Genomic DNA, 24,049 nt, shown 5'->3' with positions numbered 1-24,049 from the left:
GGGAGCAAAACATGACATCTGAAACGGCTTTGCATGAAGGCTTCTCCCTCAAACGCTGCGTGCTGGATGCGATTTTTGCAGGGCTGGTGGCGTTAATTGTTTTTGGCCCGATAGTCGGCGTGGTGCTCGATGGTTACAGTTTTAACTTCGAAGGCCAACGGTTGGTGGCGATAATCGCTGTGGTGATGGTCGGGCGCTTTTTGTTGAGTGCTTTTTTTACCACCTCGACCGGAATGCGTTTTTTAAGCCGCTTTGAAACGGATAACGCAGGCGTGTATGTGCGCCCGCCAGAATATAAAAGCCGTATGCGCTGGATTATTCCACTGGTGATCGCCCTGGCGATTTGCTTCCCATTTGTGGCGACCAAATACGTGCTAACGGTGGCGATTCTCGGGCTAATTTATGTTCTGCTTGGCCTTGGGTTAAATATTGTCGTTGGGCTCGCAGGCTTGCTGGACTTGGGTTACGTCGCATTCTACGCCATTGGTGCGTATGGACTGGCGCTGGGTTACCAGTATCTCGGACTCGGGTTCTGGTCGATGTTGCCACTTTCGGCGCTGATGGCGGCAGCAGCAGGGGCTTTACTCGGTTTCCCGGTTTTGCGCATGCACGGCGATTACCTGGCGATCGTGACACTAGGCTTTGGGGAAATCATCCGCCTGGTGCTGAATAACTGGCTGACGTTTACCGGCGGCCCTAACGGGATCTCTGCTCCGCCTCCGACGCTGTTTGGCCTTGAATTTGGGCGGCGCGCCAAAGAAGAAGATGGCGTGCCTTTCCATGAGTTCTTCCATCTCACCTATAACCCCAATCTGAAGTTTATTTTTATCTACGCCATTCTGGTGTTGGTGGTTTTGCTGGTGCTTTACGTCAAACACCGCCTGACGCGTATGCCGATTGGCCGTGCCTGGGAGGCGTTGCGCGAAGATGAAATTGCTTGCCGATCCATGGGGCTCAACCATGTGCTGGTGAAGCTCTCAGCCTTTACGCTGGGCGCTTCAACGGCGGGTATTGCTGGTGTATTTTTCGCGACCTACCAAGGTTTTGTTAACCCGACATCATTCACCTTCTTTGAATCAGCGTTAATCCTCGCCATTGTGGTGTTGGGTGGTATGGGCTCAACGGTTGGCGTAGTGCTGGCGGCGTTTGTGTTGACGGTGACGCCCGAACTACTGCGCAGTTTTGCCGAATATCGCGTGCTGCTGTTTGGCATGTTGATGGTGGTAATGATGATTTGGCGGCCACGCGGGCTGATTCGCATCAACCGCAGCGGCTTTGCGGTGCGCAAAGGAGTGGCACCATGAGCGAGATGATATTAAGTGTTGAACATTTGATGATGCACTTTGGCGGCATTAAAGCGCTCAACGATGTAAATCTTGAGGTGCGCCGTGGGTCGATTACCGCGCTGATTGGCCCTAATGGAGCTGGCAAAACCACGGTGTTTAACTGCCTGACTGGTTTTTATAAAGCCTCCGCTGGCAATATTTTGTTTAACACGCGTGATAAAACTACCAATGTGATTCAGATTCTGGGGCAGAAATTCCAGCCTGGCGACTGGATTAGTCCGGCCCAGCTCGGTTCGCGTATTTTCTACAAAATGTTTGGCGGCACCCATCTGGTGAACCGCGCCGGGCTTGCGCGAACCTTTCAGAATATCCGCTTATTTCGCGAAATGTCGGTGGTGGAAAACCTGCTGGTGGCGCAGCACATGCAGGTGAATCGTAATTTGCTGGCGGGCGTACTGAATACGCCAGCCTATCGGCGAGCGGAAAGCCGTGCGCTGGACAGGGCATTTTACTGGCTCGAAGTGGTGGAACTGGTGGACTGCGCCAACCGCCTGGCGGGGGAGATGTCTTACGGGCAGCAGCGCAGATTAGAAATCGCCCGCGCCATGTGTACCGCGCCGGAAATGATCTGCCTGGATGAACCGGCGGCGGGACTGAACCCGGTGGAAACGCGCACGCTGAGTAAAATTATTCGCTTCCTGCGCGACCATCACAACATCACGGTGTTACTGATTGAACATGATATGGGCATGGTGATGGAGATTTCCGATCACATTATCGTGCTCGACCACGGCGATGTAATTGCCGAGGGAAAACCTGAACAAATCCAACACGATGAAAAAGTGATAGCCGCCTATCTGGGCACCGACGAAGACGAGGTCAGTGTATGAGTGAGGCGATGCTGGAGTTTAGAAATGTGGATGTTTTTTATGGCGCGATTCAGGCGCTAAAACAGGTTTCTTTGCAGGTCAACGAAGGGGAAACCGTGGCATTGATTGGGGCTAACGGGGCCGGGAAATCAACGCTGTTAATGTCTATTTTCGGCCAGCCGCGCATTCGTGGCGGGCAAATCCTGTTTCATGGTGAAGATATCAGCCATAAATCGACGCACTTTGTGGCGTCAGGCGGAATCGCACAGGCTCCTGAAGGGCGGCGAATATTCCCGGATATGACGGTCGAAGAAAACCTGCTGATGGGTACCATTCCCATCGGCAACCAGTTTGCCGCGCAGGATTTGCAAACCATGTTTGATCTATTCCCGCGTTTAAAAGAACGCCGCAAACAGCGGGCGATGACGATGTCCGGAGGCGAGCAGCAAATGCTGGCGATTGCGCGTGCGCTGATGAGCCGCCCGAAACTATTGCTGCTGGATGAACCGAGTCTGGGTTTAGCACCAATCGTCGTGAAACAAATCTTCCAGACGCTGCGCGAACTGGCGCGTAACGGTATGACGATTTTTTTAGTCGAGCAAAACGCACACCACGCGCTGAAACTTTCCGACCGCGGATATGTGATGGCAAATGGGCAGATCCGACTTAGTGGCAGCGGCGAGGAGTTGCTGGGGAATGAGGAAGTGCGCAAGGCGTACTTGGGTGGCGACTATCCCCGTCATACTTGAAGCTGCCTCGGCGTTGGCTGCACTCACTCACCCCAGTCACTTACTCATGTAAGCTCCTGGGGATTCCTGAGTTTGCCGTCTTAATGCAACTCCAATTATTTAGGGGATAGGATGATGAACCTGGTTTTATACAAAAAACTCTTTGCAGGATAACGATTTGTAAATCATTATTTGAAATGTGGTTTCACTTCCTCCTCCAAGGTCAATCTTGAACTTAAAAGCAGCACTTCATCAGCGTGTGGAAAAAACTCGCTGGTACGCCAAACGGAAAAGCAACCGAGTCCTGTTCTGGCGCGAAATTACACCCCTTGCGGTGCCTATCTTTCTGGAAAATACCTGCGTATTACTGATGGGAGTCCTGAGCACCTTCCTTGTGAGTTGGCTAGGAAAGGAAGCGATGGCAGGCGTCGGGCTTGCCGATAGCTTCAACATGGTGATCATGGCATTTTTTGCGGCTGTGGATCTCGGTACTACAGTTGTGGTGGCATTTAGCCTCGGTAAACGCGACCCTAAACGTGCGCGAGATGCCGCACGACAGTCATTGATATTAATGACAATTATTGCGATTTTCCTGGCGGCTGGCATTCACCTGGCAGGTGAGCATGTCGTTAACGTTATTGCTGGGGCTGCCACACCTGAAGTGAAAGCATTGGCACTCTCGTATCTGCAAACCACTGTATGGAGCTACCCGGCAGCGGCGATTGCGCTTATCAGCAGCGGTGCGTTACGGGGGGCAGGGAATACCAAAATCCCATTGCTGATTAACGGCGGGATGAACATCCTAAACATTATCATCAGTAGCGTCTTGATTTACGGCGCGCTGGGCTGGAACGGGCTCGGCTTTTTTGGTGCTGGACTGGGCTTAACAATTTCACGTTATATCGGCGCTATCGGTTTCGTTTATGTGCTGGTGATTGGCTTTGCTCCTTCTTTGCGTATCTCGCTAAAAAGCTATTTCCGTCCGCTCAAAGTCGGCATTTTGTGGGAAGTGCTGGGGATTGGTATTCCGGCCAGCATTGAGTCTGTGTTGTTTAATGCCGGGAAATTACTCACGCAAATGTTTGTCGCCGGGATGGGCACCAACGTGATTGCCGGTAACTTTATCGCGTTCTCCATTGCTGCATTAATTAACTTGCCCGGTAATGCTCTGGGTTCGGCTTCGACTATTATCGTCGGCAAGCGGCTTGGGAAAGGGCAAATTGGCCAGGCCGAACGGCAGCTGCGCCATGTGTTCTGGCTATCCACTCTTGGCCTGACGATTATCGCCTGGGGAACCGCGCCTTTCGCCGGATTGATGGCCTCGTTCTATACCCATGAAGATGATGTAAAAGAAGTCGTCAAAATACTGATTTGGCTGAACGCCGCGTTTATGCCGATTTGGGCGGCGTCCTGGGTATTGCCTGCCGGGCTGAAAGGCGCGCGCGATGCCCGTTTTGCCATGTGGGTTTCCATGGCGAGTATGTGGGGCTGCCGCGTAGTTGCGGGCTACACATTAGGGATTGTGCTGGAAATGGGCGTAGTCGGTGTCTGGATGGGGATGTTCTTCGACTGGACGGTGCGCGGTGTGTTGTTCTACTGGCGAATGGTCAGTGGGCGCTGGCTGAAGAAATATCCGCGTCTTAAAAGAGAACCGATTTCACAAACAGAATAAAGCTCCTACTGGAAGCTTTTGAACGCTATCTTCATTGCCCCGTGTATTTATTGAACTCACGGGGCAATTTTCGTTTAAAACCATGATATTCATCACCATGCCATGTCTCGTTTTGACTAGTAACGTAAAGTTACTAGCAGTGAAATATTCTAAAATGTTATTAATTGCCGCAAGCAATGACTTTGGTGAATATAACAGGAAGACGAGGTAGTGATGAGCACAACGACAAGGAACACGGAAGGTCGTCTAATGACAGGATTTCTCAACGCTGTTGAGAAAGCAGGAAATAAATTACCCGAACCCGCATTAATCTTTTTCTATTTTTTACTGGTCGTGATGGCGATGTCAGCGGTGCTTTCCACCGTTGATTTTGATGTCGTCAACCCTGTGACCAATGAAGCAGTCAGAATTAATAACCTGCTTTCGGCACAGGCGTTAACTGTCACCCTTTCCTCAATGGTGACCACGTTTACCACCTTTGCCCCGCTGGGGATCGTGTTGGTAGCGATGTTAGGTGTGGGTGTGGCAGAAAGCTCAGGCTTTATTAATACCGGCCTGAAAAAGATGCTGCGAGTGACGCCGAAAAAACTGCTTACGCCAATGATTATTTTCGTCGCAATGTTCAGCCACGTAGCAGCCGATGCAGGCTATGTGCTGGTTATTCCATTGGGCGCAATTATCTTTATGTCTGCTGGACGCCACCCGTTGGCGGGTATTGCGGCGGCGTTTGCCGGGGTTTCTGGCGGGTTTGCGGCCAACATGGTGCCAACCGGTAACGATGCATTGCTGCAAGGTTTTACCCAAACTGCCGCGCAGTTGCTGGACGGGACCTATACCGTCAACACCTTGTGTAACCTGTTCTTCGGTATCGGTTCGACAGTGATGATTACCCTGGTTGGCTGGTGGGTGACTGAACGTATTGTTGAGCCACGCGTGTCGAAACTAGAGATCGACGGCGATTATCAACATAACGAAGATATGAGCAGCTACACCGCTGCGGAAAGCCGTGGCTTTAAAGTGGCGGGGCTGGTGATGGTTCTGGGGTTGGCGGGTCTTGCGGCGCTGGCATGGCCTGAAACTTCGCTGCTTCGTAGCCCAACTGATGGCTCACTCACCAGTTATGGTGCGCCAATCATGAAATCCATAGTGCCATTGATTTTCCTGATCTTTATCATCCCTGGTATTGTCTACGGCTTTGTGGCTGGCACCTTTAGCCGCGGCAAAGATGTCATCGACGCGATGAACCAATCCATGAGCAAAATGGGTTCATACATGGTGATGGCTTTCTTCTGCGCCATGTTTATCAAAGCGTTTGGCGATTCCAATATTGGTACGCTGATTGCGCTGGCTGGTGCGGACGTGCTGAAAACCATGGCGCTGCCGGGCGAAGCGACTATTATCGGCATGATTCTGCTCACCGCGGTGGTAAACATTCTGATTGGTTCGGCGTCGGCGAAGTGGGCGCTGTTGTCGCCAATTATGGTGCCAATGCTGATGGCGGTGGGGATTTCCCCGGAACTGACGCAGGCGGCGTTCCGTATCGGTGACTCCACCACCAACATTATTACTCCGCTGATGGTCTTCTTCCCGCTGGTTGTGGTGTATTGCCAGCGCTACGTGAAGTCCACTGGCGTGGGCACGCTGGTGTCGATGATGATGCCTTACTCGGTTATCTTCTTCATCTGCTGGAGCATCTTCTTGCTGGTGTGGTGGGCAGTGGGTCTGCCACTGGGCGTGAATGCGCCGTATACCTATCCGATTCAGTAAGTGTTTTACAAACCGGCCGCAACAGTGGCCGGTTTTGCTTTAATGCGGGAAAAGGTTTTGCAGCACATCGCAACGCTGTTTCACCGCTTCATGCAGCAACCGCACCGTGGTGGAAAGCTGCTTGCGATGCGGGCAAATCATATTCAGCGGCACGCTATCACCCTGATATTGCGGCATGATTATCTTCAGTCGGCCTTCGTTCACATCTTCGCTGACATCCAGCCAGGATTTATAGGCAACTCCTTCCCCCGCTATGGCTAAACGGCGGATCACTTCCGCATCATCACTCACAATGGCACTTTTCACCGCCACATGATGTGTATCGCCATCTAAAGTTAACGTCCATTTGTCATAGACCCGGCCACGAAGCGCGTAGGTTAGCGCGTCATGTTGCACCAGTTCGCTGATGGTTTTCGGCTCTCCGCAACGTGCAATATAAGAGGGAGAAGCGACGATAACGCGCCGATTATTGGGGGCCAGCGGCAGCGCCACATACGAAGCGTCATCGTTATTGCCATAGCGGAACGCGACATCCACCGGATCTTTGAATACATCGGCAATCTGGTCGGAGAACAAAATTTTCAAATGCAACGCCGGGTGCTCGCGACGAAACGCCTGAAATACCGTTAAAAGCATATTTCGCCCTAAATCTGACGGCACGGCGATTTGCAGTACGCCACGGACTTCATCGGTTGCAGGCTGAATTTGTTCAAATCCGGCTTCAAGAGTTTGTAGTGCAGTAACAGCATATGGCAGCCAGGCTTCACCTTCTGGTGTCAACCGCAGGCTGCGCGTAGAGCGGGCAAATAAACGAGTATTCAGCGTTTGCTCGAGGCGTTTGATGGCAGTGCTGACCTGTGCAGGCTGCAATCCCGCTTCACGCGCGGTATCACTAAAACTGTTTAAGGCGGCGGCTCTGACAAACAAAGTAAGGTCTTCCAGCCTGAGCATTTTAACTCTCCGAGTATAAGTGTTGTTTTCTAAGGGCTGTTTTTCGCCAGCAGCACACCTTGTACCATGAGTTCATTCACTCGATGAACCCTTTAATCTCTGGAGCAACCATGAAAGCTATCGCGATTACTCAAGCTGCACAAAATGGCACCAATCTGGAATCTCTTAGTGAGATTACTCTCCCTACACCGGTCGCTTCAGGGCACGATTTGTTGGTAGAAGTAAAAGCAATTTCCGTTAACCCGGTCGATACCAAAGTACGAGCAGGCTTTAAAGCGGAGCAGCCGCGTGTATTGGGTTGGGATGCGGTCGGCGTGGTTGTGGCGACGGGTGAAAATGTTTCGCTGTTTAAGGCTGGTGACGAAGTGTGGTACGCCGGTTCGCTTACTCGCCCAGGCAGCAACAGTGAATTCCAGTTGGTGGACGAGCGCATTGCCGCACTGAAACCAAAATCTATCGATAACGCATCCGCCGCGGCAATGCCTTTAACGGCAATCACCGCATGGGAAATGTTGTTTGACCGCCTCGGCGTGAAAGAGGGTGGTAGCGATAATGATGTACTGCTGATTGTCGGTGCTGCGGGCGGCGTGGGTTCTATCCTGACGCAACTGGCGCGTAAACTCACCAACATCACCGTGATCGGTACCGCATCACGACCGCAAAGCCAGCAATGGGTGGCGGATTTAGGGGCGCATTATGTTATTGACCATAGCAAGCCTTTGACCGAAGAAATGGCGCGCATTGGCGTGAAAAATGTTACCCATGTTGCAAGCCTCAACCAGACCGACAAACACTACCAGCAACTGATTGAAGTACTGGCACCTCAGGGGAAACTGGCGCTGATTGATGACCCGGAAACCCTGGATGCACGCCCGCTAAAAGTGAAAAGTATCTCCCTGCATTGGGAATTTATGTTCACCCGTTCCATGTTTGAAACCAGCGACATGATTGAGCAAAACCGTCTGTTAACTCGCGTGGCAGATTTGATTGACCAGGGCGTACTGAAAACGACACTCGGCGAACATTTCGGCACCATTAACGCCGCTAACTTGCGCCGCGCCCATGAATTAATTGAAACCAACCGCGCGGTCGGTAAAATCGTCCTCGAAGGCTTCTAATTACATAAAAATCATAGAGAAAATATCATGGACATTATTCATTCAGCAGCATCACGTTATTCCACCAAAGCATTCGAACCCGCTAAAAAAATTAGCGAAGAAAACATTGAGAAAGTGAAGGATTTACTGCGCCTCAGCCCGTCCAGCACCAACTCGCAGCCGTGGCATTTTATTCTGGCGAGCACTGACGAAGCGAAAGCGCGCATCGCGAAAGCGACATCAGGCTTCTACGTTTTTAACGAACGCAAAGTGCTTGATGCCTCGCACGTTGTGGTGTTCTGCGCCAAAACGGCAATTGATGAGACTCACCTGTCAAAACTGTTGGACCAGGAGAATGCCGATGGACGTTTTGCCAGCCAGCAGGCGATGGAAGGGCAGCACAAAGGTCGTTCTTATTTTGTGAATATGCACCGCTTTGATTACAAAGATGCACAGCACTGGATGGAAAAACAGGTTTATCTCAATGTTGGCAACTTCTTGCTGGGTGTTTCCACTCTGAACATTGATGCGGTGCCAATCGAAGGTTTTGACGCCCGTATTCTGGACGAAGAGTTCGGCCTGCGTGAGAAAGGTTTCACCAGCCTGGTTATCGTGCCAATTGGTTATCGCAGCGCGGAAGACTTCAACGCGGCGTTGCCAAAATCGCGCCTTGAGTTCAGCGAAATTTTAACGGAATGCTAAATATGAGTGGTAACACACTGTCGATCATTGCTGTACTGAAGGCAAAAGAAGGGCAACAAGATAACCTGAAATCTGCATTACAGGCGCTGATTGCACCGACGCGCCAGGAAGGAGGTTGCCTGGATTATGCGTTGTTCCAGCTCCAGGATTCGCCGGACACGTTTTACATGCGCGAGTCATGGAAAGGGCAGGAAGCGCTGGATGTACACATCGCATTACCGCATTTCCAGGCGTTTATTAAGCAGATGGATGCGCTGCTGGCTGAGCCATTACAGCTTATTCGTTTGAATGCGGTTGAGCCATAAACCCTGCTATTTTGAGCGACAAAATTGAGGCCGCCACAGTATCTGTGGAGGCCTTTTTTCTAGTTTTTTGTGCGAGCTACCCACGCCTGAAAGAAATCAATAAACACGCGTACTTTCTCAGGAACATGGCGAGTGTTGGGGTAAAGCGCATAGATGCTCTGGCGAGGAAACTGGTGGTGACTCAGCACCGCCTGTAACTGACCCGAGGCGATAGCCGGGGTACCAGCCACTCGGGTAAGAGTGCGACACCTGCACCTGCACCTGCAAGGGCAAAGGCCAGCAGCGCGGATGCGCTATCTGCAACGATACTGGGCGGTTCTTCCACATCGAATGATATCGCCTGCTGTTCTGGGGTGGTGACTTGCCAGCTAAGGGGCGAAGCCAGGCGGCTGTGTGCTAGCCATGTGGCCTGCGCCCGCAACGGCTTATCAATGGTGTTTTTATCTGGCGGCAGTCAGCACATTAATTCCTGCGCTGCTTTGTCTGCGCATCGCTAACGGCGCTATCTTGCGTCAACTCAAGGCTCAAAAGGAGAGAAGATGAATCGCTATATTCAGGAAGTGATAGAGGCTCACGTGGCAATCGAAAACTGGCTTGGCAAAGGAGAAGGGGACGTGCAGGCTTTGCTGGCTCGATTTTCGCCGGAATTTACCATGGTCACGCCCGGTGGCAAGACATTGAATTTTGACTCATTGAGTGCATTCTTTCAGGCCCAGCGAGCTGCAAAACCAGGGTTGAAAATTTCACTGGAAGAGATAACGGTTATTGCCGAGTGGCCTGCCGGTGCGGTGGTCAGTTATAGCGAGTGGCAAAGTTTACCTGGGCAAGAGAAAACTCTGCGCTACTCGACCGTCGCATTTAGTAAGACGGATTCTGATCTGCTCTGGTTACGCTTGCACGAAACCGCAGCGGTTTAAGCGTTAAATTAAACCTTCCGTTTGTGGCGCGCGAGAATGCTGACTCGCGCAATACTCACCTTGTTGTACATAACCAATATGATCGGCCATAAGCTGGGCTTCGTGTTCGCTGTGCGTCACCAGCAATGCTGTTTGCCCGGCGTCACGCAAAATATCGCGAACTTCCGTCCCAAGGCGTTGGCGCGTTTTCTTATCCAGACTCGAAAACGGTTCGTCTAACAGCAGAATTTCAGGGTGCGGTGCTAACGCTCGTGCCAGTGCAATGCGCTGTTGTTGCCCACCAGAAAGCTCATGAGGATAACGGCTGGCATGGCTGTGTAATTCCACCATTTTTAGCAGTTCGGTGACACGAATTTGTTGCTCGTCACGCGGCAAGCGACGCAGGCCAAAAGCCACATTCTGCTGCGCCGTCAGATGCGGGAACAGCGCATATTCCTGAAACACCATGCCGACGTGGCGCTTTTCCGGCGGCAGATGCACGCCCGCTCCGGCGACTCGGCGCTGCGAAACATAAATCTCACCGTGTTGCAGACGTTCAAACCCTGCCACAGCACGCAGAACCGTGGTTTTGCCGCAGCCAGAAGCACCGAGCAGGCAAGCGAGTTCGCCTTTACGCACAGACATCGAAAAGCCTTTCAATACCGTTTGCTGGCTGTTGCCATAAGCAACGTGCACATCCTGTAGGCGTAATGCAATTTCTGACATAACTTCTTCCTTAGCCCTGGCGAGTCATCTGGTGACGAACCAACAAAATAACCGGCAATGTGCCCGTGAGAACAATCATCAAGGCGGCGATGGCCCCTTCTTCATAGGTACCGCGCGCGGCTTCTGCATACAGCAACGTCGCCAGTGTTTCGAAGTTAACCGGACGTAAAAGCAGGGTGGTCGGCAGTTCTTTCATCGCATCGGCAAAAACTAATAACGCACTGCTGACTAACGCCGGGCGCAGTAGCGGGAAATGAATCCGGACAAATGTTCCCACACCGTTTTCCCCTAATAAGCGCGATGCTTGTTCAAGGGAAGGGGGGATGCGGCTTAAACCGGAGTCTAAAGCGCCAATGGCGATCGCCTGAAAACGCATAGCACAGCAGATAACGAGCAAAACTCCGGCTGACATCAGCGGCAAGCCGCGAACGTCCATTAAATCCGCCAGCCAGCGGTCTACTGCCATCGCAGGTGTCAGAAAACCAATGGCCAGAATGGTGCCAGGAACCGCGTAACCTAATGATGAAAGGCGCATTACGCCACGGCGAAAACCAGGCATCGCGTTGTCCGCGGCGCTGTGACGTGCGCTCCAGGCAACCAGTAAGCTGACGCAAACCACCACCAGCGTGGTTCCCGCCGCCAGTGAGAGCGTATTTTGTAGTGCTGCGAGTAACGAAGGCGAGAGGGCATTTTCCTCGCCGAGCCGTTTTGCGCTTTCCCAGGCTAAAAATATCACCGGGGCCAAAAATCCCAGGATAACAGGCAATGCGATGACAGAGCCAAGCAGCCACCCACGCCAGCCCTCTATTCGTGTTGGTTTAATTTTGCGTAGGCTACGACTGCTGAAACCTTGTTTTTTGCGGCCATAAAACTCAAGAGTCAGGATGCAGAAGATAAACATCAGCATCATGCAGGCGATTTGCGCAGCAGAGGCGAGGTCAGAACGCGAAATCCAGGTGGTGTAGACCGTGACGGTTAAGGTTTGCACACCAAGGAATTCTGAGGCGCCGATATCATTGAGTGTTTCGAGAAGCGCAAGGCTGATACCCACCGCTAATGCCGGGCGTGCCATAGGGAGAACAATGCGAAAGAAAGTGCCCGTGGCACTGCAACCCAGTGTGCGTGCCGCTTCCAGCAAATGAGCGGGCTGGCTGATAAACATGGCGCGGGTCGTCAGATAAACATAAGGATACAGCACCAGACCCAGCAGAATGATTGCGCCAGGCAGCGAGCGCAAATCAGGTAACCGGAATTGCCTTGGACTATCGAAACCTAGCAAAAAGCGGATGAAGGTTTGCAGCGGGCCGATGGGGTGCAATAAATCGAGCCACGCGAAGGCCACTATGTAAGTCGGCATCGCCAGCGGCAGCAGGAGTGCCCAACTGAGAATTTTGCGTCCCGGAAAATCCCAGGCTGTTACTGCCCATGCGCTACCCACACCAATTACGCCGACCATTACTGCAACACCCGCCAGTAATAGCACGGTATTTTTGAGCACCGTTGGCAGCACAAAAGTAATGAGATTATCCCAGTGCGAGAAATCCGCCTGAGTGGCTTGCCAGATAAGCGCAACGATAGGTGTCAGTACGCCAAGCGCGATACACAGTGCGCCGAGATGGAGCGGCGTCAATAATGACTGCGGCCCGGAAACCAGGCCGCGTAACGTCGGAAGACGAAGTGATTTATTGATCGAATCCAACTTTATCTACCAGCAGGCTCGCTTGTTTACGATGTTTCACGATTTCGGTTAACGGGATTTTGTCCACGTCAATTTCACCGATGGTTGCACTGATAACCGGATCAAGGGTCACGCCCTTGAGTACTGGGTATTCAAAGTTGGCTTTTGCGTAGATTTGTTGGGCTGGTGCAGAAACCAGATATTCCATCAGTTTCACCGCATCGGATTTATTTGGTGCAAACTTCGCGACTGCTGCACCACTAATATTGACGTGCGTGCCGCCTTGTTCGAAGGTTGGTTTCACGACTTTAATGGCATCGCCCCATTTACGCGCATCGCTGCCTTCTTTGGCATTTTTCATATGGCCAATGTAGTAGGAGTTCGCAAGACCAATATCGCAAATGCCGCCCAGGATATCGCGAGCTACGTCACGATCCCCGCCGGTGGCTTTACGCGCCAGGTTAGCTTTCACGCCACGTAACCACTCTTCGGTTTTCGCTTCGCCGTGGTGGGCAATCATGGCGGCAATAAGTCCGGTGTTATAAGGGTGCTGACCGGAACGAATACACACTTTACCTTTATAATCAGGGCTGGAAAGTTGCTCGTAGTGCCAGTTATCAATTGGCATAGATTTATCGGCGTAGAGCACACGGGCACGCATCGACAGCGCAAACCATTGGTTGTCTGCGCCACGTAAATTTGCCGGGATGGCTGTTTTGAGCACTTCCGACTCCACAGGCTGTGTCACGCCTGCTTCAACTAAATCCATGAGGTTACCCGCATCGACGGTCATTAATAGGTCTGCGGGGGAATTTTTGCCTTCTGCTTTAACACGTTCAAGCATGCCATCCTTGATGTAAACCGTATTCACTTTTACACCGCTGGATTGGGTCCAGCTGTCGAGTAATGGCTGAATCAGGCCCGGTTCACGAGTGGTGTAGAGAGTCAGAGTATCTTGCGCAAAAGCCGGCAGACTTACCGATAAGACCAGTGCCGATGCAAGCGTGATACGGCGCAGTCCGGTGCGAGGCAGAGCATTCATCGTTTATATCCCAGAGTGATTGGAACTTCTTTGAGTCCCGAACAGGTGAAACTTCCTTTAGGCAGGCGAACGATAAATGATAATCACTAACAGTTACAATCATCGCAAAGTTTAAATGATTCACATTTACACAACTTTAACCGGCGATGTGAATTGACGCTTACCAGGGGAGAAGCAATCAGGGAGTGGGGAGAATGGCGCTGCGCAGAAAAGCAAAAAGCCCGCTTAGTTTCCTAAGCGGGCTTCTTAAATTTGGCTCCTCTGACTGGACTCGAACCAGTGACATACGGATTAACAGTCCGCCGTTCTACCGACTGAACTACAGAGGAATCGTTTGAACGAGGCAAATAGTAACGTCACGTTCAAAAAGAGTCAACGACAAAAATAACACATTGATTCAAATGGTTAAATTAAGCTCAACTTGTTGAATTAATGCACCGCATTTCCATTGGATGACTCGATGTTTTCACTCTCACGTAACCGTAATAACGGGTCCTGGCCATAAAACTGGCAAAAACGCTGATAAAGTGAAGGGAAACGAGGCGCGAAAAGCTCTGGGGCACTGAAAAAATACTCTGAGAGCACGGCAAAACATTCTGCCGGTTCAGATGCCGCATAGGCATCAATACTGGCGGCGTTTTCACCCACCATATCAATTTCATCCTGGATGTTACCCATTGCCGCCTGGAGATCGTGCTCCCAGCCCGCAACATCGCGCAGCGCTATTAACGGAACGCCGCTGGCACGATCGCCATTACGCATATCCAGTTTATGAGCCACTTCGTGGAAGACGAGATTAAAGCCGGATGCGTCAAATGAGTCCTGCACATCAAGCCAGTTAAGAATGATGGGACCTTGCTGCCAGCTTTGACCAGACTGCACAACGCGCTGGTTATGCACCAGGCCAATGTCATCTTCCCATTCGTCATCCACCACGAATGGGGCAGGGTAGATGAGGACTTCATGAAAACCATCCAGCCACTCGGTACCAAGCTCGAGCACCGGCAAACAAAACAGTAACGCGATCCGTGCGCTTTTTAGTTCATCAAGTTCGAATCCTTGCAAAGGAACCAGCCGTTTTTGCTGTAAAAAACGGTCAGCCAGAAGGACCAGTTTTTTTTGTTCAGCAGTCGTGAGCGTTCCCAGGACCGGAATGGCTAAAGCCTGCTCCCACGGCAATACCGTGACAGCGGATGAATCATTTGATTTCCAGGGCCACTTAATCATGTTACTCGCTCGCAAAGTCATCTCTTGAACGGAAAACTACTATACCGTGACTGTGAAAATGCCGCACTAGTGGGGCACATGGCAGCGACCAGAACAGGACCGCCGAGAGAGGGGTTGCACCCTATATCTCTGTACCATTATTCAAACACTTACCAATTTTTCTTTCAACGACGCGGGTCACAGCTTGCGCGGGAAGCTATAAAATTATTTCTATCCTCAATGTTTGTAGTGGAAATATATGTATCAGCAATATGAACGCACGTTCCGGGGGAGAGAAACCCAGAAAGCCTGGGGTAGGGGTTATGCTAGTTGCCAGAATGCATCTATAGTCTGAGCAGTTAACAAGGGAACCCACAGGTATTCGAAGTCTAATTAGTATTATTATCGATATCTATTGCCAGCATTTTTATAATCCAAAATGTCTTTTTGTCTAATATTTCTATTCTAATTTAACCGGATAAACTAAGAACTGATATTTTTGAATGTATTCATGATTTTTGTTGTTGTTTTTACTGAGTTTTAATTAGGGTGGAAGTTGTTTTGATGTTTTTCCCTAAAACTGGCTGGATATTAAGTAACGAATGTCTAAAATTACATATTTATAAAATCGCGCAATAAATAACCTGATGTTTGTGGGTTGTTAATTTGATGAGAAATGACATGATATATTACAATTTTAGGAATTATCCGGATTAAAAACAGCTATTTCATGCTGTTAAAAAACAGTGAAAATGTGATAAAAATCACACCCATGGAGATGCTCCACCTATCGCAATACATCAGCTAATTAATTGAGGGACATATGTCAGAGGTTATGGACGAAAAACCGACTCGTACTCCGGGCGGAAAATTGGCGCTGTGGTTGTTTTATGGATTTTGCCTGTACACGGTTTGGGCTGTGGTGCGTTACTTTTGGGTTGTCAGCAACGTTACCGGTGGCGATATGGGATCGCTCGGTGGAAAGTTGCTTGGCGCCTTAATGGGGTTATTGGTCCTGGGGTCGGTTGCCGCATTATTAGGTGGTTTGGCGTGGTATACGCGGGCCAGGTAAATAAAATCGTGCCAATGTGGTCTGTTGTCAGCGCTTTACTTGCTTATTTTGTGATCTTGTACTCATATTAAGTACCGGGTCCAGCTGCGAAGCGAGGAGTACGTATGCCGATAGCCCACTGGCAAGAACGTTTTGATGAGTATTTGCAACACAACTGGTTGCAGGACGATAAAGCCCATGATGTGGCACATTTTCGTCGTGTATGGAAAACATCACAGCAGATCATGGAAACCACAGAGGCCGATAGGCTGGTGGTACTAACCGCGTGTTACTTCCATGATATTGTCAACTTGCCGAAGAACCATCCTGAACGTCATCTTGCTTCCACACAGGCTGCTCAAGAGACTTTACGCATTCTGGATGCTCACTTTCCCGACTTTCCGCATCCGTTATACGATTCCGTTGCACATGCTGTTCGCGCTCATAGCTTTAGCGCCGGGATTGCACCTCAAACACTTGAAGCGAAAATTGTGCAAGATGCCGATCGTCTGGAGTCTCTAGGGGCAATAGGGCTTGCGCGGGTTTTCTATACTTCTGGTGCATTGGGGCGACCACTGTTTGACAGCGAAGATCCGCTGGCTTGCCATCGTGAGCTGGATGATGCCACTTATGCCCTTGATCATTTCCAGAAAAAATTACTTAAATTGCCTGATACTATGCAAACCGAGGCAGGACGTGCACTTGCTCTTCTTAATGCAGATTTCCTGGTGAATTACATGGCCAAACTTTGTGCTGAATTGAAAGGTGATTACTGCGGTATTGAGCAGGATGTAGTGCATCAATTTTCCTCCCAAAAAATTCCCTCTTAAAATTAAAGAGATGCCCGCAACGGTTGCGGGCTGTTCTGATTCTCTCTGGGTCAAATCAGTGATAGAGTGACACTCTATTTTCCCTGCCATGGTTCATGATGAACGACTTCGACACTATTGCTGTGCAACTCTCACAACAATCCCTCCGCCAGCAGCAGCAACAACTAGAAGAAGACTACGCACTCGTGAGCCATATTCTGGAAATCTATGACCAGAAGACGGTGGCACACCATTTGCGCCAGGTGAGCGGCGACTGGACTCGTGAATCGCTGAACCGTTGGTTTAACCGTAAATCGTCTCCGCGTACCTTGACGCCAGCTGAAAACGAAATGCTGCAAAACATGTTGCCGCCATTGCCAGCGCATCATGGGAAATACACATTTAAATTTGTCGATTTATTTGCCGGGATTGGCGGTATTCGTAGCGGTTTCGAAGCAATTGGCGGCCAATGTGTATTTACCAGCGAGTGGAACAAGCATGCGGTGCGTACTTATAAAGCCAACTGGTATTGCAGCCCTGAGAATCATCAGTTCAATCAGGATATCCGCGATGTCACTTTGAGCCATCGGGACGATGTCAGCGATGAAGAAGCTGCGGCACATATTCAGGCAACGATGCCCGATCACGATGTTTTGCTGGCGGGTTTCCCATGTCAGCCTTTCTCTCTGGCTGGGGTGTCGAAGAAGAATGCATTAGGGCGAGCACATGGGTTTGCTTGTGAAACGCAGGGCACACTGTTTTTCGATGTTGCGCGTATTATTGATGCGAAACGTCCGGCAATTTTTGTGCTCGAAAACGTTAAAAACCTCAAAAGCCATGATAAAGGCAACACCTTCCGTATCATTATGGAAACCCTCGATAGCCTGGGTTATGAGGTGGCTGATGCCGCAATAATGGGGGCGGGGGATCCAAAAATTATTGATGGTAAAAACTTCCTGCCACAACATCGTGAACGTATTGTGCTGGTAGGTTTTCGTCGCGACCTCAATCTGCATAAAGATTTCACGCTAACTAAGCTCAGCGAGCTATATCCCCAACGGCGCCCAACCTTTGGTGAATTACTGGAACCTTCTGTCGACAGTAAATATATTCTGACGCCTACGCTGTGGAAGTATCTTTATTATTACGCCAAAAAACATCAGGCGAAGGGGAATGGTTTTGGCTATGGACTGGTTGATCCCCAAAATCCCGCAAGTGTGGCCCGTACATTATCAGCCCGGTATTACAAAGATGGTGCTGAAATACTTATCGACCGGGGATGGGATAAATCTCTTGGGGAAGCGGATTTTGACAATGCAGATAATCAGGTTCGCCGCCCACGTCGTTTAACGCCTCGCGAATGCGCGCGCTTAATGGGTTTTGAAGCTGTTCAAGGGAATGCATTCCGTATTCCGGTTTCGGATACTCAGGCTTACCGGCAGTTTGGTAATTCAGTGGTGGTGCCTGCGTTTGCAGCGGTTGCCAAACTGCTTGAGAACTCAATAAAATTGGCGGTTAAAAATCGCACTTATAATAAGTGATTAACGACGGGGTCATATGGCAATAATACGACCCCAATTTTTAAGTACGGAAAATTAATTTGCGCGATTCTGTCTCTTTTTCTCAAGGCTGACCCCATATCTGGCGGTCACGATGCCAGTCTGGAATTCCATTGTTTTTATTTGCTCAAAAGCATCATTGCCATCTTTAACATCCATATCCAGAAGCTGTGCACTTAGCGTTTTGACTAACAGCTCGCCATTTCCTTTGTGCTCATAGCTCGCACCTTCAATGCAGGATATTGTCGCCAGGCGGTCAAATAGCTGTAAATCTTCGGACAGAAATGCCGTCTCTGTCATTTTTGTGCCGGTTTTATGTTGCCATAAATTGACCATTGCACTGCGATAAGTCTTAGGCGCTACAGTTTTGCAACTCTTCACAATATCAGCATCGAGAATTGCGGCCTGTGAAATGGGGTTGGTCTGTCCATCCATAGCTTCATTCCAGTGAACCATATAATCCTGAGTAATATTATTTTCTGCTTCTCCTGCCCATGTGCTGAATACGCCACTCAACAACAAAGTTGGGATGAATAATGCTTTGTATAGCTTCATGTTATCGTCTTAAACAAGCCCAGTCCGGGCATACAAAAGTTAAATAGAATATTTGATATAATGAAGAGCTTTTACATGCCAACAAAATAATGCTACTGATGTTAACAACTTAAGTTTTTCTTCTTCATAATGGGTGCTGCGGAATATAGATTGCCATTTTAATTCTACAGATCAAAGTTGAAATTATTTCAGAAGTGGCTAAATGATGAGCAGAAATTGATGTATTTTTAGTTGATACATGATGTTAGAGGAATAGTTGCTATCGTGGAATGTCCAAAAGTATACATAATTAAATTCATCGATATTCATTTTTGGCAGCGGAAATAATTTCACTATTAAATTATTTTTAATTATTCGCAGCGGAGCCATTATTTTTTATAACGTATGTTATGTGGTTGTTGCTAATATTGGACTGAGTATATTAATAACGAGTAAGAGAGCCGCTAATGGTTGATGTGCATAGTAAGGCGATTCGCAGCAAAAACATGCGCGCCATTGCAACGCGCGACACTGCTATTGAAAAACGGTTGTCAGGTTTATTGAGCGACTCTGGCTTTGCGTTTCGCGTGCAAGATGCCTCGCTTGCAGGTCGTCCGGATTTTGTTATTGATGAGTATCGCTGCGTTATTTTTGCTCATGGCTGTTTCTGGCATCACCACGACTGTTATCTGTTCAAGGTTCCGGCAACCCGCACCGATTTCTGGCTTGAGAAGATAGGTAAAAATGTGCAGCGCGATAAGCGAGATATACAGCTTTTATTGAACGAAGGTTGGCGGGTGCTTTTAGTCTGGGAATGCTCGTTACGTGGGCGCGAAAAACTCAGTGATAGCGCGCTTTGTGAACGGCTTGAAGAGTGGGTCTGTAGCGGTGGCAATCACGCGCAAATTGATACGCAGGGAATACATGCATTAAATGAAAGCGGGCGGCAAGCGCCACCCGCATGAGAGATCACTTCTCTATTTCACACGCCGTTACTACCGGCTTTGGGGGCAACAGATATTTCCCCAGCGTAACCAGCACCACCGCAAAAATAATCACCCCCAGCGCCAGCCATTCTACCGGCGACAGGCTTTCTCCGGCAAAACCGGTTCCCAGCAGCACGGCAACCACCGGGTTAACGTAGGCGTAGCTGGTGGCAACTGCCGGGGCGACATTACGAATCAGATACATATAAGCGCTGATCGCAATAATTGAACCGAATAACGAAAGATAAGCCACTGCCATAAAGCCCGCAGTCGTTGGCATTGCCGTGAGGCGCTCACCGGTTAACGCGGAAGCGACCAGCAACACGACACCTGCGGCGAGCATTTCAACCGCACCGGCCATCAAGCCGGTTGGCAATTCAATGCGCGACCCGTAAACCGAACCAAACGCCCAACTCAAGGAGCCAATCAGAATTAACAACGCGCCCCAGGGATTGCCACTCAGGTTTCCACCGCTATTAAGTAACACAATGCCGGCAAGACCAATGGCGATGCCTAGCCATTCTAGTTTGCGCGTTTGAATGCCGAACAGGCGGCTAAAGCACAAGGTAAAGAGCGGAACCGTTGCGACCATGACTGCGGCAATACCCGATGGAACATGCTGATGTTCTGCGACGGTCACAAAACCATTGCCGACCGCCAGCAACAACACGCCAATTAACGCGGCATTAAGCATTGGGCGCATGGCGGGTAACTTATGGCCCCGCAGTAATAAAACGCTCATCAACAACACACCGGCAACCATAAATCGCACGCCAGCCATCATAAATGGCGGCCAGCTTTTCACGCCTACGGCGATAGCAAAATAGGTGGAGCCCCAGATGATGTACAACGCAAATAATGCAGCAACCAGCGGCAATAACTGACCAGAACGAACGCGCATGTTTCCTCTCTTTACCCTTCGTGCAACTCGAATTATTCAGGGTAACTAACGCTAATAGAGCTAATAGTTAACGTCAAAACTATCTTTCTGGCGAGGATTTTACTTGTTTGTAGAATGTTAATTTTTATTGACAGATGAGTTTGATTTTCGCCAGCTAAGTTTTGTTCCATACTATTGAGTAGACAAACAAAAAAGGATGCTCATTTTGGCTGGAAGTAGCTTACTAACGTTGCTGGATGATATCGCCACTTTGCTGGACGATATCTCGATGATGGGGAAACTGGCGGCGAAGAAAACTGCCGGGGTATTGGGAGACGATCTCTCCCTTAACGCACAACAAGTTTCTGGGGTCCGGGCAAACCGTGAATTGCCGGTGGTGTGGCAAGTCGCGAAGGGGTCGGCGATCAATAAGCTGATCCTCGTTCCTCTGGCTCTTATTATTAGCGCTTTTGCACCGTGGGCTATCACGCCGTTATTAATGATTGGCGGCGCTTTCTTGTGTTATGAAGGCGTTGAAAAAGTCGTTCACACGCTTCAGGCCCGTAAGCACAAGGAGACACCGGAAGAGCGCCAGAAGCGGTTAGATGATATTGCCGCGCAAGACCCGCTGGTTTACGAAAAAGACAAAGTGAAAGGCGCGATTCGTACCGATTTTATTCTCTCTGCTGAAATCGTGGCGATTACGTTAGGCATTGTCGCCGATGCGCCTTTACTCAACCAGGTGTTGGTGTTATCGGGGATCGCGCTGGTCGTGACGGTAGGGGTGTATGGCCTGGTGGGGATTATCGTAAAGCTCGACGATCTTGGTTTTTGGCTGGTTGAGAAAACCTCGGTTATCGCACGCGGGATCGGCAAAGGGTTATTAGTGTTGGCACCGTGGCTGATGAAATTCCTATCGGTTGTCGGAACTCTGGCTATGTTTTTGGTCGGCGGCGGCATTCTGGTTCACGGTATTCCGGTCCTTCATCATGCCATTGAAAACTGGGCGCAGAAGGTGGGAGGAGCCGTTCATTTACTCGGGCCAACCGTAGCAAACCTGGTTATCGGTTTTGTCATTGGCGCCATTGTGCTGGTAGTCGTTAATGGCATAAGCCGCCTGCGCGGGCGCACAGTTCACTAATTTTTTGCGTAAATTTGCCTGGTTTGCCAGGCAAAACACCAGGTCATTGTCTATAACTGTAGAAGTTTTCACCCCTGATACAGGAGGCAGTTATGGTCTTTGTGGTCAGCGATGAAGTCCAACCTAAGAATGGTGGCCCAAGGATGATTGTTACCGGGTTTTCCAGCGGTATGGTGGAGTGTCGTTGGTATGATGGTTTTGGTGTAAAGCGCGAGGCCTTCCGAGAGGATGATTTGGCCCCACTGGCAACAGGGGGCGGCTCGCAAGGATAAGCCTCAAATGCCCTGTCATTGACGGGGCATTTTTATTTCCTGATTACCTTTCGTTTTGAGGGTAATATAATTCCCATGAATATATTTACCCTTAGTAATAATCCTGAGTGGTCATGTATTCTCTAGATATTAGAACCGACCCATGACTGGGTGTCATGGCACCGGCAGTGTTGACAGACTTTTAGATGATTGCGGTTTCAGGGAGAGTGTTAGTGTTAGGCAATGCATTACAACGCGTGATCGGCCGCTTCAAAAATCCGCAAAAGGTCGTTAACCTTTGTTTTATCTTCGTATTTTTGTTCTCCACCGTGTTGACATGGCGAGAGGCAGTGGTACTAGAAGGGGCTTATGTCGCCAACCAGCGTAATAGTCTCGATAGCGTTGCCACTTTGCTTGACCGACAGCTCCAGCACAGCATCGACAATCTGCTTTTTTATCGCAATGCGATGCTATATGCGCTGCAATCCCCGATTTCAACGGACAGAACCCGCAAATCCCTGGCCGATTTTGATACCTTGCGTACCCAGCCTTTTTGGCAATTGCGCCTCGATTTAAGCCGCAGTTTGCCGATGAGCGGCGTATCTGATGAATTTGTAAACAAAAGTCCATTGCTCGACCGAGATGAGCATACACTTCACTCAGAATTAAGCTCGGCGCTGGAATTAAGCTATATCATGCGCTTATCCGACAGTTCCGGGAAAATGCCGCAGCGCATGTTCTATGCCTCGCGCAGCGGGTTCTTTTTGACGAACACGCCGCCCGCCAACGATCCGAATATCGTCTCGCTTTACTACCGCTTGATTGCCAGACCCTATTTTTCCTCACAGTCGCTGCAAAATAACCCGCAGCGGTCTTTGAAGTGGACACATACTTTTAATGGCAACGATACATCAGGGCAGATTGTTACCGCTTCAGTACCGCTAGATTTTAACGGGCGTTGGTATGGTGTACTGGCACTCGATTATCCTATCGAATCACTCCATAACTTCTTGCGGCAAGCCAAATATGACGACCATGAAGGCACGGTGCTGCTCTACGATAACGAATTAAATCCTATCGCGACTTCGGCCAAGAGTTTGCCGCAACATGAGCTGTTTACCGCACCCCAATTGGCGCGAATTGCCAATGTGGTCACTGCTGCAAAACAGGGGGAACAGGGTGAATTGCGTATGGATAGCCGTTTTATCACCTGGGCGAAGCTGAATAACTTTGATGGTTTGCTGGTTAAAGTCCATACCCTGGAAGAAGGGGTTCAGGGCGAGTTTGGGCGGATTAGTATTGTCCTGAGCATTCTGTGGATGCTGTTTACGCTTATGCTGTTTGCTTCATGGATGGTGATTCGCCGCCTGGTCAATAACATGTTCAGCTTGCAACAAACCCTGACCTGGCGGGCTAACTATGACACGCTAACTCGTCTTTACAATCGCGGTGCCTTCTTCGAGATTGCACGTAAATTGTCGCAGGAGTGTGAGCAGCAAGGATTACCTTTCTCGGTTATTCAGATGGACCTTGATCTCTTCAAAAGCATAAACGACAGGTTTGGCCATAGCTGCGGTGACAAAGTACTTATCCACGCGGCAGCGATGCTTAGTGATGCGTTTCGTACGGGCGATATTGCCGGACGCGTCGGCGGTGAGGAGTTCTGTATCGTGCTGCCTGAGACAACTCTGGAAGAGGCGACAAAAGTGGCTGAACGCATCCGAGTGCGCATTAACACTAAGGAATTACTCATCAAGCAAGGCAATACGGTAAGGATCAGTGCCTCATTTGGTGTGAGTAGTTCGTTTGAATTTAACGATTACGATTTCGAACGCCTGCAAACTTACGCTGACCATCGGCTGTATAAAGCGAAGCAGGGTGGTCGTAATCAGGTCTGTAATCACGATTAAACC

The 24,049-nt window shown here is 49.8% G+C and carries 23 protein-coding genes, 1 tRNA gene and 1 pseudogene; 16 read left to right on the top strand and 9 right to left on the bottom strand.

The features are described 5' to 3' along the window. The first annotated feature begins 11 nt into the window (after positions 1 to 11). The 5 genes from livM to GC128_RS10975 all read left to right on the top strand — a co-directional run bounded on the left by livM (position 12) and on the right by GC128_RS10975 (position 6,322). Positions 12 to 1,304, top strand: a complete 1,293-nt coding sequence (gene livM / locus GC128_RS10995; protein WP_151994325.1) for a high-affinity branched-chain amino acid ABC transporter permease LivM — start codon at positions 12 to 14, stop codon at positions 1,302 to 1,304. Beyond that, positions 1,301 to 2,176 carry an ABC transporter ATP-binding protein gene (locus tag GC128_RS10990; protein WP_151994324.1) on the top strand — a complete coding sequence of 292 codons (876 nt, stop codon included), beginning with the start codon at positions 1,301 to 1,303 and terminating at the stop codon, positions 2,174 to 2,176. The genes livM and GC128_RS10990 overlap by 4 nt, the downstream gene beginning before the upstream one ends. After that, positions 2,173 to 2,904 carry an ABC transporter ATP-binding protein gene (locus GC128_RS10985; protein ID WP_151994323.1) on the top strand — a complete coding sequence of 244 codons (732 nt, stop codon included), beginning with the start codon at positions 2,173 to 2,175 and terminating at the stop codon, positions 2,902 to 2,904. Before GC128_RS10990 ends, GC128_RS10985 begins: the two co-directional genes overlap by 4 nt. Positions 2,905 to 3,112: 208 nt before the next feature. Next, a complete protein-coding gene (locus GC128_RS10980) occupies positions 3,113 to 4,555 on the top strand; it encodes an EmmdR/YeeO family multidrug/toxin efflux MATE transporter (protein ID WP_151994322.1) in 1,443 nt (480 codons plus the stop codon). Positions 4,556 to 4,804: 249 nt separating this feature from the next. Continuing rightward, positions 4,805 to 6,322 carry an AbgT family transporter gene (locus GC128_RS10975; RefSeq protein WP_134185539.1) on the top strand — a complete coding sequence of 506 codons (1,518 nt, stop codon included), beginning with the start codon at positions 4,805 to 4,807 and terminating at the stop codon, positions 6,320 to 6,322. Between the two features lie 39 nt (positions 6,323 to 6,361). Here GC128_RS10975 and GC128_RS10970 read toward each other — a convergent pair whose 3' ends face one another. Further along, positions 6,362 to 7,273 carry a LysR family transcriptional regulator gene (locus tag GC128_RS10970; RefSeq protein WP_151994321.1) on the bottom strand — a complete coding sequence of 304 codons (912 nt, stop codon included), beginning with the start codon at positions 7,271 to 7,273 and terminating at the stop codon, positions 6,362 to 6,364. A 110-nt stretch (positions 7,274 to 7,383) separates the two neighbouring features. On the opposite strand from GC128_RS10970, the gene GC128_RS10965 reads away from it, so the two are divergent. From GC128_RS10965 to GC128_RS10955, 3 genes are read left to right on the top strand one after another with little or no spacing between them, the layout of a single operon-like run. Further along, positions 7,384 to 8,391, top strand: a complete 1,008-nt coding sequence (locus GC128_RS10965) for a zinc-binding alcohol dehydrogenase family protein (RefSeq protein WP_151994320.1) — start codon at positions 7,384 to 7,386, stop codon at positions 8,389 to 8,391. Positions 8,392 to 8,418: 27 nt separating this feature from the next. Further along, positions 8,419 to 9,072 (top strand): oxygen-insensitive NAD(P)H nitroreductase, encoded by a 654-nt coding sequence (gene nfsB, locus GC128_RS10960; RefSeq protein ID WP_151994319.1) that lies wholly within the window; start codon positions 8,419 to 8,421, stop codon positions 9,070 to 9,072. A gap of 2 nt (positions 9,073 to 9,074) precedes the next feature. Beyond that, positions 9,075 to 9,377 carry a putative quinol monooxygenase gene (locus GC128_RS10955; protein ID WP_151994318.1) on the top strand — a complete coding sequence of 101 codons (303 nt, stop codon included), beginning with the start codon at positions 9,075 to 9,077 and terminating at the stop codon, positions 9,375 to 9,377. 59 nt (positions 9,378 to 9,436) lie between these two features. On the opposite strand, the pseudogene GC128_RS10950 reads toward GC128_RS10955, so the two are convergent. Beyond that, positions 9,437 to 9,792 (bottom strand): annotated as a pseudogene (locus tag GC128_RS10950) (LysR substrate-binding domain-containing protein); the annotation flags it as partial. 124 nt (positions 9,793 to 9,916) lie between these two features. Here GC128_RS10950 and GC128_RS10945 point away from each other — a divergent pair. Next, a complete protein-coding gene (locus GC128_RS10945; protein WP_151994317.1) occupies positions 9,917 to 10,294 on the top strand; it encodes a DUF4440 domain-containing protein in 378 nt (125 codons plus the stop codon). Between the two features lie 3 nt (positions 10,295 to 10,297). On the opposite strand, the gene GC128_RS10940 is transcribed toward GC128_RS10945, so the two are convergent. The 5 genes from GC128_RS10940 to mtfA all read right to left on the bottom strand — a co-directional run bounded on the left by GC128_RS10940 (position 10,298) and on the right by mtfA (position 14,946). Beyond that, complete coding sequence (locus GC128_RS10940) at positions 10,298 to 10,999, bottom strand: ABC transporter ATP-binding protein (protein ID WP_151994316.1); 702 nt, start codon at positions 10,997 to 10,999, stop codon at positions 10,298 to 10,300. 10 nt (positions 11,000 to 11,009) lie between these two features. Next, positions 11,010 to 12,698 carry an ABC transporter permease gene (locus GC128_RS10935; RefSeq protein WP_151994315.1) on the bottom strand — a complete coding sequence of 563 codons (1,689 nt, stop codon included), beginning with the start codon at positions 12,696 to 12,698 and terminating at the stop codon, positions 11,010 to 11,012. Then, positions 12,682 to 13,719, bottom strand: coding sequence for an extracellular solute-binding protein (locus GC128_RS10930; protein WP_151994314.1), 1,038 nt, complete (start codon positions 13,717 to 13,719; stop codon positions 12,682 to 12,684). Before GC128_RS10930 ends, GC128_RS10935 begins: the two co-directional genes overlap by 17 nt. A 253-nt stretch (positions 13,720 to 13,972) precedes the next feature. Next, a tRNA-Asn gene (locus GC128_RS10925) sits at positions 13,973 to 14,048 on the bottom strand. A 100-nt stretch (positions 14,049 to 14,148) separates the two neighbouring features. Next, positions 14,149 to 14,946: a DgsA anti-repressor MtfA gene (gene mtfA / locus GC128_RS10920; protein ID WP_151994313.1), complete on the bottom strand. Its 798-nt coding sequence runs from the start codon at positions 14,944 to 14,946 to the stop codon at positions 14,149 to 14,151. An 814-nt stretch (positions 14,947 to 15,760) separates the two neighbouring features. Between mtfA and drpB the strand changes: the two genes are divergently transcribed. From drpB to GC128_RS10905, 3 genes are all read left to right on the top strand, one after another. Next, positions 15,761 to 15,997 carry a cell division protein DrpB gene (drpB, locus tag GC128_RS10915; protein WP_151994523.1) on the top strand — a complete coding sequence of 79 codons (237 nt, stop codon included), beginning with the start codon at positions 15,761 to 15,763 and terminating at the stop codon, positions 15,995 to 15,997. Positions 15,998 to 16,101: 104 nt separating this feature from the next. Beyond that, positions 16,102 to 16,806 (top strand): phosphohydrolase, encoded by a 705-nt coding sequence (locus GC128_RS10910; RefSeq protein WP_151994312.1) that lies wholly within the window; start codon positions 16,102 to 16,104, stop codon positions 16,804 to 16,806. A gap of 98 nt (positions 16,807 to 16,904) precedes the next feature. After that, positions 16,905 to 18,326, top strand: a complete 1,422-nt coding sequence (locus GC128_RS10905) for a DNA cytosine methyltransferase (protein WP_151994311.1) — start codon at positions 16,905 to 16,907, stop codon at positions 18,324 to 18,326. Positions 18,327 to 18,380: 54 nt separating this feature from the next. Here the strand turns inward: GC128_RS10905 and GC128_RS10900 are convergent, their stop codons facing one another. Continuing rightward, positions 18,381 to 18,899, bottom strand: coding sequence for a hypothetical protein (locus GC128_RS10900; RefSeq protein ID WP_151994310.1), 519 nt, complete (start codon positions 18,897 to 18,899; stop codon positions 18,381 to 18,383). A 446-nt stretch (positions 18,900 to 19,345) separates the two neighbouring features. Between GC128_RS10900 and GC128_RS10895 the strand changes: the two genes are divergently transcribed. Further along, positions 19,346 to 19,843: a very short patch repair endonuclease gene (locus GC128_RS10895; RefSeq protein ID WP_151994309.1), complete on the top strand. Its 498-nt coding sequence runs from the start codon at positions 19,346 to 19,348 to the stop codon at positions 19,841 to 19,843. A gap of 4 nt (positions 19,844 to 19,847) precedes the next feature. On the opposite strand, the gene yedA is transcribed toward GC128_RS10895, so the two are convergent. Then, positions 19,848 to 20,765 (bottom strand): drug/metabolite exporter YedA, encoded by a 918-nt coding sequence (gene yedA, locus GC128_RS10890; RefSeq protein ID WP_151994308.1) that lies wholly within the window; start codon positions 20,763 to 20,765, stop codon positions 19,848 to 19,850. Positions 20,766 to 20,970: 205 nt separating this feature from the next. On the opposite strand from yedA, the gene GC128_RS10885 reads away from it, so the two are divergent. From GC128_RS10885 to dgcQ, 3 genes are all read left to right on the top strand, one after another. Then, complete coding sequence (locus GC128_RS10885; RefSeq protein WP_151994307.1) at positions 20,971 to 21,885, top strand: DUF808 family protein; 915 nt, start codon at positions 20,971 to 20,973, stop codon at positions 21,883 to 21,885. A 92-nt stretch (positions 21,886 to 21,977) separates the two neighbouring features. Next, entirely contained in the window at positions 21,978 to 22,157 is a 180-nt protein-coding gene (locus GC128_RS10880; protein WP_064512072.1) for a YodC family protein, read from the top strand. A gap of 212 nt (positions 22,158 to 22,369) precedes the next feature. Beyond that, positions 22,370 to 24,046 carry a cellulose biosynthesis regulator diguanylate cyclase DgcQ gene (gene dgcQ / locus GC128_RS10875; RefSeq protein ID WP_226812075.1) on the top strand — a complete coding sequence of 559 codons (1,677 nt, stop codon included), beginning with the start codon at positions 22,370 to 22,372 and terminating at the stop codon, positions 24,044 to 24,046. Positions 24,047 to 24,049: the final 3 nt, after the last annotated feature.

This window comes from Buttiauxella massiliensis (genome assembly GCF_902500225.1).
Taxonomy (GTDB): domain Bacteria; phylum Pseudomonadota; class Gammaproteobacteria; order Enterobacterales; family Enterobacteriaceae; genus Buttiauxella; species Buttiauxella massiliensis.
Note: the sequence above shows the minus strand (reverse complement) of the source record. Positions and strands in the feature narration are given on the sequence as shown.

Excerpts from the sequence above, each read along its gene's own strand:
- livM (WP_151994325.1), top strand. The coding sequence starts at position 12 with ATGACATCTGAAACGGCTTTGCATGAAGGCTTCTCCCTCAAACGCTGC.
- GC128_RS10990 (WP_151994324.1), top strand. The coding sequence starts at position 1,301 with ATGAGCGAGATGATATTAAGTGTTGAACATTTGATGATGCACTTTGGC.
- GC128_RS10985 (WP_151994323.1), top strand. The coding sequence starts at position 2,173 with ATGAGTGAGGCGATGCTGGAGTTTAGAAATGTGGATGTTTTTTATGGC.
- GC128_RS10975 (WP_134185539.1), top strand. The coding sequence starts at position 4,805 with ATGACAGGATTTCTCAACGCTGTTGAGAAAGCAGGAAATAAATTACCC.
- GC128_RS10970 (WP_151994321.1), bottom strand. The coding sequence starts at position 7,273 with ATGCTCAGGCTGGAAGACCTTACTTTGTTTGTCAGAGCCGCCGCCTTA.
- GC128_RS10965 (WP_151994320.1), top strand. The coding sequence starts at position 7,384 with ATGAAAGCTATCGCGATTACTCAAGCTGCACAAAATGGCACCAATCTG.
- nfsB (WP_151994319.1), top strand. The coding sequence starts at position 8,419 with ATGGACATTATTCATTCAGCAGCATCACGTTATTCCACCAAAGCATTC.
- GC128_RS10955 (WP_151994318.1), top strand. The coding sequence starts at position 9,075 with ATGAGTGGTAACACACTGTCGATCATTGCTGTACTGAAGGCAAAAGAA.
- GC128_RS10945 (WP_151994317.1), top strand. The coding sequence starts at position 9,917 with ATGAATCGCTATATTCAGGAAGTGATAGAGGCTCACGTGGCAATCGAA.
- GC128_RS10940 (WP_151994316.1), bottom strand. The coding sequence starts at position 10,999 with ATGTCAGAAATTGCATTACGCCTACAGGATGTGCACGTTGCTTATGGC.
- GC128_RS10930 (WP_151994314.1), bottom strand. The coding sequence starts at position 13,719 with ATGAATGCTCTGCCTCGCACCGGACTGCGCCGTATCACGCTTGCATCG.
- mtfA (WP_151994313.1), bottom strand. The coding sequence starts at position 14,946 with ATGATTAAGTGGCCCTGGAAATCAAATGATTCATCCGCTGTCACGGTA.
- drpB (WP_151994523.1), top strand. The coding sequence starts at position 15,761 with ATGGACGAAAAACCGACTCGTACTCCGGGCGGAAAATTGGCGCTGTGG.
- GC128_RS10910 (WP_151994312.1), top strand. The coding sequence starts at position 16,102 with ATGCCGATAGCCCACTGGCAAGAACGTTTTGATGAGTATTTGCAACAC.
- GC128_RS10905 (WP_151994311.1), top strand. The coding sequence starts at position 16,905 with ATGAACGACTTCGACACTATTGCTGTGCAACTCTCACAACAATCCCTC.
- GC128_RS10900 (WP_151994310.1), bottom strand. The coding sequence starts at position 18,899 with ATGAAGCTATACAAAGCATTATTCATCCCAACTTTGTTGTTGAGTGGC.
- GC128_RS10895 (WP_151994309.1), top strand. The coding sequence starts at position 19,346 with ATGGTTGATGTGCATAGTAAGGCGATTCGCAGCAAAAACATGCGCGCC.
- yedA (WP_151994308.1), bottom strand. The coding sequence starts at position 20,765 with ATGCGCGTTCGTTCTGGTCAGTTATTGCCGCTGGTTGCTGCATTATTT.
- GC128_RS10880 (WP_064512072.1), top strand. The coding sequence starts at position 21,978 with ATGGTCTTTGTGGTCAGCGATGAAGTCCAACCTAAGAATGGTGGCCCA.